This window comes from Flaviflexus huanghaiensis (genome assembly GCF_014118685.1).
Classification (GTDB): domain Bacteria; phylum Actinomycetota; class Actinomycetes; order Actinomycetales; family Actinomycetaceae; genus Flaviflexus; species Flaviflexus huanghaiensis.
In genome coordinates this window covers 161483-172614 of the sequence record NZ_JACFAK010000005.1, presented here as the reverse complement: position 1 = coordinate 172614, position 11132 = coordinate 161483, and the positions used below count along the sequence as shown (strand labels likewise).

General features: G+C 62.4%; 10 protein-coding genes. 3 read left to right on the top strand and 7 right to left on the bottom strand.

Translation table 11 applies throughout. The features are described 5' to 3' along the window. Positions 1-301: hypothetical protein (locus H7E91_RS11515; RefSeq protein WP_206680359.1), on the top strand; the 301-nt coding region annotated here is incomplete at its 5' end. A 93-nt stretch (positions 302-394) separates the two neighbouring features. Here H7E91_RS11515 and tyrS read toward each other — a convergent pair. From tyrS to argH, 4 genes are read right to left on the bottom strand one after another with little or no spacing between them, the layout of a single operon-like run. Continuing rightward, complete coding sequence (gene tyrS, locus H7E91_RS05570) at positions 395-1657, bottom strand: tyrosine--tRNA ligase (RefSeq protein ID WP_182354106.1); 1263 nt, start codon at positions 1655-1657, stop codon at positions 395-397. Between the two features lie 48 nt (positions 1658-1705). Then, entirely contained in the window at positions 1706-2170 is a 465-nt protein-coding gene (locus H7E91_RS05565; RefSeq protein WP_182354105.1) for an EVE domain-containing protein, read from the bottom strand. Continuing rightward, entirely contained in the window at positions 2167-2733 is a 567-nt protein-coding gene (locus tag H7E91_RS05560) for a DNA-3-methyladenine glycosylase (protein ID WP_182354104.1), read from the bottom strand. Before H7E91_RS05560 ends, H7E91_RS05565 begins: the two co-directional genes overlap by 4 nt. Continuing rightward, complete coding sequence (gene argH / locus H7E91_RS05555) at positions 2730-4139, bottom strand: argininosuccinate lyase (protein WP_182354103.1); 1410 nt, start codon at positions 4137-4139, stop codon at positions 2730-2732. The genes H7E91_RS05560 and argH overlap by 4 nt, the downstream gene beginning before the upstream one ends. Before the next feature lie 162 nt (positions 4140-4301). Between argH and H7E91_RS05550 the strand changes: the two genes are divergently transcribed. Together H7E91_RS05550 and ilvD are read left to right on the top strand one after the other, a co-directional pair. Beyond that, positions 4302-5588, top strand: coding sequence for an MFS transporter (locus H7E91_RS05550; protein WP_182354102.1), 1287 nt, complete (start codon positions 4302-4304; stop codon positions 5586-5588). 75 nt (positions 5589-5663) lie between these two features. Then, entirely contained in the window at positions 5664-7361 is a 1698-nt protein-coding gene (gene ilvD, locus H7E91_RS05545) for a dihydroxy-acid dehydratase (protein ID WP_182354101.1), read from the top strand. A 32-nt stretch (positions 7362-7393) separates the two neighbouring features. Here ilvD and H7E91_RS05540 read toward each other — a convergent pair whose 3' ends face one another. The 3 genes from H7E91_RS05540 to H7E91_RS05530 form a co-directional block, all read right to left on the bottom strand. Then, on the bottom strand, positions 7394-7816 hold the full coding sequence (locus H7E91_RS05540) for a hypothetical protein (protein ID WP_182354100.1): 423 nt from the start codon (positions 7814-7816) through the stop codon (positions 7394-7396). A 55-nt stretch (positions 7817-7871) separates the two neighbouring features. Further along, positions 7872-8258: a hypothetical protein gene (locus H7E91_RS05535; protein ID WP_182354099.1), complete on the bottom strand. Its 387-nt coding sequence runs from the start codon at positions 8256-8258 to the stop codon at positions 7872-7874. A 282-nt stretch (positions 8259-8540) separates the two neighbouring features. Further along, positions 8541-11069 (bottom strand): bifunctional metallophosphatase/5'-nucleotidase, encoded by a 2529-nt coding sequence (locus H7E91_RS05530; protein ID WP_182354098.1) that lies wholly within the window; start codon positions 11067-11069, stop codon positions 8541-8543. Positions 11070-11132: the final 63 nt, after the last annotated feature.

Below are 11132 nucleotides of genomic sequence, written 5' to 3'. Positions count from 1 at the left end.
TCGTCCTGAGCCAGGATCAAACTCTCCGCAAAAAACAGAGAAGCTCAAAACAGCTCCAAAAAAACAAAACAAAAAATCATCAAACAAAAAACGACACACTATTGAGATTCAAAACAAACAACCCACACCCGGTGAAATGCTAGGCATTCCGCCGAAAGGAGCATTCTCAAGCTTACATCTGCCGGGCTTTCCCGTCAACATCTGTGTCCGAGCGAACTCGACCACCAGCTTGGCTTTGGGGCGCATGAGGCCCAGGAACAATTTCCTGATTGGCTTTCCGCATCCCTGCGGCGAAACATAACTCTACGGGCGGGACGCCAATCGGTCAAATTCCCTGCGGGTGAGCCGCACCACGAGTGGACTTTTCAGCGCCATCGCAAGGTTTAGCCGGCTGTCATCCGCTGAGTCGGCCCACCGCGAGCGTCTTTTTGCCCTTGCGGACAAGGACGATGCCTCCGGGCAGGATCTGGCGCTCCTCGATGGTGGCGTCGACGTCGGTGACCTTCACTCCATTGATCGAGAGACCGCCGGCGGTGATTGTCCGCCGAGTGGCCCCCTTACCCTTCTCCAGGCCGAGAGCCTCGACAAGGTCAACGACCGGCATGCCGGCGTGGGCCGAGGCGGAGGGTAGCTCCGCTACCGCATCCTGTAGCGTCGCACCGTCGAGGTTCCCCGGGTCCACGGTGCCAAATAGTGCCGCCGAGGCCTCCTTGACACGAGCCGTTGCCTCCGCCCCGTGAACGAACGTCGTTACTTCGTCGGCAAGCCTGCGCTGCCCGAGTCGAAGATGTGGCTTCTCCGTCGATTCGGCCGTGATGCTCGCGATCTCCTCGAGGTCAATGAACGTGAATACCTTAAGGAGCCGCTCGACATCGTCGTCGGCCGTGTTCAACCAGAACTGGTAGAAGGCATAAGGGCTGAGCATGTTGGGGTCGAGCCAAATTGCGCCACCCTCAGTCTTGCCGAACTTCGTGCCGTCTGCCTTCGTGATGATGGGCGTGGTCAGGACGTGAACCGACATGCCCTCGGCCTTGTGAACGAGATCGACTCCGCCGACGAGGTTGCCCCACTGGTCATTGCCTCCGGTCTGGAGGATGCACCCATAGCGCCGATACAGCTCGAGGAAGTCATTGGCCTGGAGAATCTGGTAGGAGAACTCTGTGTACGAGATTCCCTCCTCTGACTCGAGCCGGCGTGCGACAGTGTCCTTCGCGAGCATCGTCCCGAGCCGGAAGTGTTTGCCGAGCTCCCGCAGGAAGTCGATCGCGGACAGCTGCGACGTCCAGTCGTAATTGTTGACGATCGTTGCGGCGTTGTTGCCCTCGAAGTGGAGGAATCCGGACAGTTGGGATGCGAGTCTGCCCGCCCATTCTTCGACCTGTTCAGCCGGATTAAGGGTCCGCTCTCCGGAGGCACGTGGATCGCCGATGAGGCCGGTGGCTCCGCCGACGAGAACGAGTGGCCTGTGGCCCGCATTCTGCAGGTGCCGCATGAGGATGACCGCGACGAGGTGTCCGTGGTGGAGGGATGGCCCGGTCGGGTCGAAGCCGCAATAGTACGTGATCGGTCCCTCATCAAGCGCCGCCCGAAGTTGAGCCAGATCAGTATGCTGAGCGATCAGGCCTCGCTGCTGAAGCTCGTCAAGAATGTGGGACACGTACTTCTCCTCATATCGAAAAATTCCATCACAGTATGGCACGCGGGCTCATGATGATCCCGCAGCCAAAAATCCAGTCTCAGGAAACAGAATATTCCACAGCGCCTCTGCTGCTTCATCCGGCACCCTCGTGCCCGATTGCCGCGGAGTCCACACGACACCGGGCGCCGCCTGGCGGAGCTCGTCAAGGGTGACCGGGTCATCGAGGTCGAAGACTGATGTCATCGCGATATCGACATAGCCCGCTTCGAACGACCGCGCTTCCGGATTCCAGTGCGGCCCGACTGTTATCTCAGAGGTGATAACGCAGGTCCCGACGAGACCGCGCGGCTCACGACCGACTCGCACAATGACACCCCTGTCCCCCGGGGACATGCCGTGCCGGCGCGTACCCGTATTCCAGCGGGACACGGGCGAAGCGCCCTTCTCGATGAGGGGCGCCCATCTTTCCCAGTCCGGATACGGATCGTAGACAAGCTCAGGATTAACGAGGAACAGGAAGGTTGCTGTCACGGACGGCCCCGCCTGTAGGCACTCACATAGCGACTTCCGGGAATCCAGAACCGCCACGGATAAGCGTCGGTGCCACCGGCACCCGACACCCCAACCCGCGGGCCGGAGGTCCATGTCATGGGCTCCGGTGAGGGGTCGAGTTTGATGCGATCGCCGACGCGGGCACCGTCATAGGAACCGTCAATTCCGAGTGTCTGCGCCAGTCTCGCGGGACCCCGCGCGAGATCTCGGTCAGTTCTGGCAGCCGGTCGCCGGCTACGGGCGAGCTCGTGTCCGCCGACGACCTCTCCCGCCCGAAGGAGAACTCCTCCGGCTTGGCCCTCGGGCCAACACACGACATTTGCGGACCAGTGCATTCCGTAAATGTAATAGACATAGAGATGCCCGGGAGGACCGAACATTGACGCGTTACGTTTCGTTCTCCCACGAAAGGCATGAGACCCCGGATCGAACTCGCCCCTGTACGCTTCGACTTCAACGATCCGAACCGTCACGTCGGTCGTGATCGTTGCGCCAAGGAGCATGGGGGCGACCTCGCACGGGTCGCGACTCAGGTCGATCACGGCGCGGTGAAGCCCCGAAGACGATCGATTTCGATGGTTGCGCGGCGACGCTGCTCAGCGACTCGGGCAGGAGCCGTGCCCCCGATGCCGTCGCGCGAGGCGACGGAACCCTCCGTGGCGAGAACTGTGCGCACCTGCGGGGTCAGACGATCGTCGATCGCCTTGAAGTCGCTATCGGAAAGCTCGTCGAGCTCGATCCCACGTTCCTCGCACACGCGAACGCAGGCGCCGGAGATCTCGTGCGCATCGCGGAACGCAACACCCTGCTTGACAAGCCATTCCGCGATGTCGGTGGCAAGCGAAAATCCTTGCGGGGCTAGCTCGGCCATGCGCTCATAGTGGAGAGTCATTGTCGAGATCATTCCGGTCATGGCTGGCAGGAGGGCGTCGAGTGTATCGACCTGATCGAATACTGGCTCCTTGTCCTCCTGGAGATCCCGGTTGTACGCGAGCGGCAGTCCCTTGAGGGTGGCAAGCAGTCCGGTATGATCGCCGATCACACGACCGGCCTTTCCGCGGGCGAGTTCCGCAACGTCCGGATTCTTCTTCTGCGGCATGATCGACGAGCCGGTGGAGTAGGAGTCATCGAGGGTGACGAACGAGAACTCCTTCGTATTCCACACAATGATCTCTTCGGCGATGCGGGACATGTCGATCCCGATCATCGCGAAGATGAAGGAGTACTCGGCGACAATGTCGCGGGAGGCTGTTGCGTCGATCGAGTTCTCAGCGACGGAACCGAATCCGAGCTCGTGAGCAATCGCGGTCGCGTCCATTCCGAGCGTGCTACCAGCCAAAGCTCCTGACCCGTAGGGAGAGACGGACGCGCGCGCATCGGCGTCCGCGAGCCGGTCGACGTCGCGCAGAAGCGGCCAGGCATGGGCGAGCAGATGGTGGGCGACGAGGACCGGCTGCGCATGCTGAAGGTGCGTGCGCCCGGGCATGATCGACTCTCCAGCTTTCTCGGCCTGGTCGAGAAGCGCCGCGGCGAGGTCGAGGACACGAGCACCGATCCTTCGGGACTCGTCGCGCAGGTACATGCGGATGAACGTCGCAATCTGGTCGTTACGAGACCTTCCTGCACGCAACTTCCCTCCAAGCTCACCTGCCCTCTCGAGGAGGCCCCGCTCAAGCGCGGTGTGGACGTCTTCGTCAGCCAGCGAGGGTGTAAATGCTCCGCTTCGAACATCGCCTTCGAGCTCGTCTAGCGCGCCGATCATATCCCGCACCTCGACATCCGTGAGCAGACCGGCACGGCCGAGCTCACGAGCATGGGCCCGTGACCCCCTGATGTCATAGAGCGCGAGGCGCCAGTCAAAATGCGTCGACTTGGACAGGTGAGCGAGAGCATCGGCGGGGCCGCCTTCGAAGCGGCCGCCCCACAGCGCCATATTCTTGTCGGTCATTCCTTTATCTTGCCTCAATCGCCGCACGTGGGAGAATCCAGCCCATGCTAGCGGCGCGGTCTGCGCCTATGCTGGCCGCATGGTTTCACGACCCATCCATGACTGTCGCCCGCTACGTCGTCAGACCCCCCAACCGGGTGCGGGCCACAACCCGGCTGGATCGTGACCAACCCGCTACGGGAGCTCGTCGCACCGATTTACCTGCCCTCCCTCATCTACTCCATCGGAAATGGCGCTCTTCAGCCCGTTGTCGTGCTCGCCGCTCTCGACATCGGGTTTTCCGATGCGGGGGCATCTGCGGTGCTCGGTGTCGCCGGCGTGGTCGGCGTGTTGACGGCCCCGCTTCTGGGCCGGGTCATCACACGGCTCGGTGACCGTCTTTCGCTTATCGTTGCGAGCATCCTCGCACTGGCCGCACTCGGGATTGCTCTCAGCGCGATGTTCGTGCCTGGCACCGCATATGCGACGGGTGCGTTCATGATCGGCATCGCCCTTATCGCGGTGTCGCTCAACGTGTGGATGCTGGCACGGCAGACATACATCGCTGATGCTCTGCCCGGAGAATGGCGAGGCCGGGGGCTCGCCACTCTAGGCGGCATGCTACGCCTTGGCGTGCTCGTTGGTCCGCTCGTCTCTACAGCACTCATCGCCTTGTGGGGGCTCGAATCGATCTTCGTCATGAACGCAGTGACAGTTGCGCTCGCCCTGGCTCTCATCGTCCGCTACCTGGCCCCGCTGCCGTCTCGGGAGCCAGTAACACGTGAGACGCCTACTGCACACAGTCCAGACGCCCATCCTGGAGGCGTCACTCGCCCCGACCTTCGAGCAACAGCGATCGCCGGCCTGGGCGTGACAACGCTCATGGTTCTCCGCTCAAACAAGAACGTCATTATCCCCCTGTGGGGCGCGACCCTCGGCTTGGACAACGCGATCATCGCTCTCGCGTTCGCTGTGTCCGCACTCATTGACACCGCCATGTTCTATCCCGGCGGGCGACTATCGGACCGGCGCGGCAGGCTATGGGGGCTCGTGCCGAGCCTCACGGTCATGTCCGCCTCCATCGTCCTCATGGTTCTCTGGGCAGATCCGCTCGGCTTCTTCCTCGGAAGCGCATTGCTCGGACTCGGTAATGGGTTCGGTTCCGGAATTCTCATGACAATCGGTGCGGATCTTTCGCCGTCAACCAAGCGAGCGAACTTCCTCGGAACCTGGCAGGCGATCTCGAATTCCGGCATGGCGGCCGGCCCGTTTGTCGTCTCGGGAATGACGGCCTTCATCGGAATCTCGGCGGCTCTCTGGGCCACGGCAGGTATTGGGATCTTTGGCGCTCTCTGGTTCCGCGCTTTGCTCCCTGCAACGTATCTCCGTCTCGGGCTGGGCCTCAACGGCATGCCGTTACAACAGGAGTTCGAGCGGCCGACAGAAACAGGTTCGCCACGCGACACGTGACCGTTATTCGGGCCATGTCGCTTTCTGCCGCCTGCCGATCCAGTGTGAGGCTGTGGCGGGGCTTACACTTGGACCATGAGTGACTCAACCGATATGAAGCCCCGTTCGCGGGATGTGACGGATGGTCTCGAGCGGACTGCCGCCCGCGGCATGTTACGAGCTGTCGGAATGGGTGACGACGACTGGGACAAGCCGCAAATCGGCATCGCCTCATCGTGGAATGAGATCACCCCCTGCAACATGACCCTGTCGAAGCTCGCGGGTTTCTCGAAGGAGGGCGTCCATCAGGCAGGCGGCTATCCGCTGGAGTTCGGCACGATCTCCGTCTCGGACGGGATCTCGATGGGCCATGAGGGCATGCACTATTCCCTCGTCTCCCGCGAGGTTATCGCCGACTCTGTTGAGACCGTCATGTCAGCCGAACGACTCGACGGCTCCGTGCTCCTTGCGGGCTGTGACAAGTCGATTCCAGGAATGCTCATGGCGGCGGCCCGGCTCGACCTGGCCTCCGTGTTCCTGTACAACGGGTCGATCATGCCCGGCACAGCAAAGCTCGAGGATGGCACCGAGATCGAGGTGACCCTCATTGATGCGTTTGAGGCGGTTGGTGCCTGCCGTGCAGGGACAATGTCGGAGAAGGATGTCGACGCGATCGAACGCGCGGTCTGCCCCGGGGAAGGCGCCTGCGGGGGCATGTACACGGCGAACACCATGGCCTCCGCGGCCGAGGCGATGGGGATGTCACTACCGGGCTCAGCAGCGCCACCTGCGGTTCACCGAAACAGGACTCTCTTTGCCCGCTCATCAGGTAGCGCTGTCGTTGAACTCCTGCGGCGCGGCATCACGGCCCGCGACATCATAACGCGCGAGTCACTACTCAACGCCATCGCAGTCGTCATGGCGTTCGGCGGCTCAACGAATGCTGTCCTTCACCTTATGGCGATCGCCCACGAGGCCGAGGTCGACCTATCCCTCGAGGACTTCAATAAGGTCGCGAACAAGGTTCCCCACCTTGGGAATCTCAAGCCGTTCGGCGAATACGTCATGAACGACGTCTTCAAAGTGGGTGGTGTTCCCGTTGTCATGAAAGCCCTGCTCGACAACGGCCTCATCAACGGTGACTGCCTGACCGTGACGGGGAAGACGGTGGCGGAGAACCTCGCCAACGTTCATCCCCCGGACCCGGATGGCAAGATTTTGCGTGCCATGGACAATCCGATTCACGCCACAGGCGGCCTCGCTATCCTCAAGGGTTCACTCGCCCCGGATGGCGCAGTTGTCAAGACCGCTGGATTCGATGCCGAGATCTTCGACGGAACCGCGCGCGTCTTTGAACGTGAGCAACCTGCGATGGATGCGGTGCTCAACGGTGAGCTTAAGGCCGGGGATGTCATCATCATCAGGTACGAGGGCCCGAAGGGTGGGCCCGGGATGAGGGAGATGCTGGCCATCACTGGGGCGATCAAGGGCGCCGGTATCGGAAAAGACGTCCTCCTCATCACCGACGGTCGGTTTTCCGGCGGGTCGACCGGTCTCTGCATCGGACATGTCGCACCCGAAGCGGTCGATGGCGGGCCAATCGCCCTCGTCGAAGACGGAGACCGGATTAGAGTCGATATTCCGAATCGGACCATCGACCTTGACGTCGACGATGCGACTCTCGATGAACGCCGACAGCGTCTCGTTCATCCCCACAATCCCCGGCTTCACGGCGTGCTCGGCAAGTATGCCAAGCTCGTTCAGTCTGCTGCGGTCGGCGCCGTCTGCTGGTGACAGTTGGGCGCGCCGCTTGAGTGTCTGTGACGTCAGCCCTCGAGCTTGAGGACGTAACGATCGGTCACTCGTTCCTCGCTCGCATACGATGCCGTCACTCTGAGAACCGCGCACTCCTCCGGGACTGTGAAGACGATGCTCTGCTTTGCGCCGTCCATCCCGAACTCGGCATGGAGATCCCCGCCCGTCAGGTCGTACGCGTCGATCTCGAGCGGGAACATGAGAGCTCGGCGGGGGCGGCGAAAGAAGCTGACGGTGACGGTGTCGGGCACCGCGTCGGGGTCGACCCACAGCCGTACTCGGCCCTGGGTGACGGGCACGGACACCGGATCGCACGATGCGTGGGCGACGTGCCGGTGCTCCATGTGGAAACGACGCAGGCGTTGGACGGGCCTGACTTCCGTCATTCCGTCGGGTCCTCTGTCGACGTAAATGACCGGTTCTAGAGACTGCATGTCTACCATCGTGTTCTCCGTCTCGCTCGGCTGTTCTCCACAGGGTTCCTTCCGCCTAGGACTCGGGCCACTGCCAATCGGGGCCGTCCGCGTGCGAGGACGGGCGGTGAAGCATTCCGGACACCATCGTCAGGGTGACAGCATCCTTTTCTGTCGCGCCATCCTCGAGGCGCGGGCTACGCGGATCGAGCCGCCCGTCGTAGATCAGCGTCCAACCATGTTTCACATTCGGCTGCCAGACGATCGTTGCGCTGTGTGACGCAACGAGGGCCTCAAACACTGACTGGCCCACCGCGAATATCTGCGCGTTACCGTTTTCGTCGAACTCAGGGTCGACAGTGAGAACCCGGATGCCATTCCGAGGGTGGTGGGCGATGAGAACACCACTGTCAAAGGTCTGGGACACACTGGCGAACCGTCCTGCTTCCACACGAATGCTCATGGATCCCCTCCGTCACGACCATGCTATCGGCGAAGGCCGGGCCGTGGGCCAGACTTCCGGCCCGCTCCACCATGCGATCTCCACCACAGCGTCTCATAGGCTCGGGTCAGGCGGGTCGCCGCAAGGCACACCAGACGCTCGACAATCGAATGTCACAGCCACACTTACCTCAATGGCCGCACCATTGACAGCAGGTGACGGAGCTGCCAGCGGCAGGCAGAAGGACGGGCCCGCAGCATGTGCCACGGGCCCGTCACTTATTCGGACGATGCGGTCGATGATTTATCGAACGACGCGGTTGACGCCCGGTGTATCCATCCCGTCGCCATTCCAGTCGCCGACAAAGACGGCGTCGCCTGCTCGTCCGTAGACGAGTGTCGTGTCGGCCGCTCCGCCTGCGTGGGCGTTGTTGATGTAGAAGACGTTGCCGCGCGCAAGCGTGATCGTGTCGACTCCATCGCCGTCGAAATCGCCCGCCAGGGCGCGGTCGCCGAGACGTCCGTATGCATACGAGGTGTCGGCGACACCGCCGCGCAGCTTATTCGACACGAAGAATGTCGTTCCGCGGCGGACCGTGATCGTGTCCGTCCCGTCGCCGTTCCAGTCACCCGCGAGCGCCTCGTCAGCGGTCCGACCGTAGTCGAACACGGTGTCCGCGGCGCCGCCGCGTAGCTGGTTTGCGATGTAGTACGTGTTGCCACGTCGCACCGCCAGCGTGTCGCCGTCCGTGCCATCCCAGTTGCCGACGAGGACCGTGTCGCCGACGCGTCCGTAATCAAACTCGTGGGTAGCCCGGCCGGTCGCGAGTGAATTGTTGAGGAAGAACGTTTTACCGCGGCGGACGCCGAGCGTATCCTTCCCATCGCCATCCCAGTCGCCGACGAATACCTCATCGCCAATCCGGCCGTAGGAGAAGCCGTATGTGTGCGTGGTCGACGTCCAGCTGTCCGAGAGATAGAAGACGTTGCCTTTCAATGCCGGTGCGGGGTCGGTGGGTTCTTCGGGTGTCTCGAGAACGGTCGAGGAAGAGACTGTCCAGTTCTCGACAAAGAAGTCCGCGGGGTCGATGGTGCCTGCGTCGATGGCCCAGTCGATCATGAGATCGCGGATCGCCTTCTGCTCGTTGTAGACGATGGGAGCGTCGACAACGTGCGGGTATCCGCTGCCGCCGGACTGCCGGTAGTTGTTGAGAACCAGGACGACTCGATCGTCGGCACCAACGGGTGATCCGTCCGGGTAGGTGAGATTCTCGATGCGCTCGCCGACCGGCTTGGAGATGTTGATGTGGTAGTCGACGCCGGAGAGGATGTCGTAGGCGTAGTCGGGGATGCCACGAGTCTGGCCCGGGTATTGCGCGTTCGTCACCTCGAACCAGTCAGTGATCTCAGCGTCCTCCTCGACCTGCTTGTAGTAGCGTGCGGCGTACTCGAGGTAGTCGCGCACCTGCTCGCCGGTCAGCTCGACCGCCATGAGCGTGTTGTCGTAGATGTAGAGGGCTGCCATGTCGGCCACCGTCACGTCGCCCTCACGGAAGACTGCTGTGCGGGAGAACGGGGCCGCAGCTGAGAGGAGCGGCAGGTCCGCGTAGTCCGTGCCGGCGAGCGCGCGCTCCGCCTCGTCCATCTGAACTCGGGAGATGAAGTCGACGATCGCGGTGTCCTCGTAGACGGAGGTTCCGGCCGACATCGTCTCGGTCGCCTGCGCGACGACCTGCGAGACCCACGCGAGCGTCTTGTCGTGCCAGGGCGCGATGACGTCCTCGATGGCAGGATCCGCTGCGTGTGTAGGGGCGCCTGCGGCTACCGCAGTCGGCTTGACCGTGTCTGACCAGACAACCTCCGGCGCGCCCTCCGGGTCGAGTTGGATCGGGATGTCGACATTCGACAGGAAGCGTGCATGATAGCCGGGCTGTGTGAAAAGCACCTGCTCGCCCTCAGCGTTCTGGAAGTACTCCTGGACCTTGTCCGTGCGGTGGGAGTGCCCGCCGACGATGACGTCCACCCCACTCGTCTCCCTCGCGATCGAGGTGGCGACGTTCTCCTCGAGATCATCGGGATTCCATACGTAGCCCTCTGCGTCGAGACCGGTGTGCGCAAGGACGATGACAACATCGGCGCCTGCCCCCTCGACCTCCGGGACGAACTCCTGGACGGCCAGAACGGGGTCCTGGAAGGTGAGCTTCCCTTGGACGTGGAGCCGGTCCCAGATACGGACGCCGGGGGTCACGACACCGATGATGCCGACCTCGACGTCGTGCCCGCTTGCGGTCGTCTTCGTCACCACCGTCCAGGGCTCGAGGTAAGGCTCGCCGGTGTCCACGTCGAGAACATTCGCGCCCAGTAGCGGCATTTTCAGGTTCGTCTCGTACTGGGCGAGATCCTCGAGTCCGTAGTTGAACTCGTGATTGCCGACAGCGCCCGCATCGTAAGCGAGGTGGTTGAACACAGACGCCATGGGATCGACCGTGTCACCGGCGCGCTCCGAGTGGTAGACGCTCTCGAGGGGGTTGCCCTGGTTGGCGTCGCCGTTGTCGAGCAGAAGAACGGATTCCGCGCCCTTGTCGGCGCGGATCTGGGTAATGGCGGTGGACAGGCGATCCATGCCGCGCGCGTTGGTGGCGTTCGATGCTCCGAACGTCGTTCCGGTGAAGTAATCCCAGTCGAGCGCGGTTCCGTGAAGGTCGGTCGTGGCAAGCAGGGTGAGGCTGTCCTCCGGCGCCTCCACCCTCCGGATTTCGGCGTGGGCTATCGATGGTGTGAGGGCGACAGCGGCAGCGATGCCGGCCACCCCCAGTGTTCTGGATAATCTCATTGGTCAGACTCCTTTGTTGAGACCAAGGGAAACCCCCGTGCATGTGCGGGTGGGCACGGGACT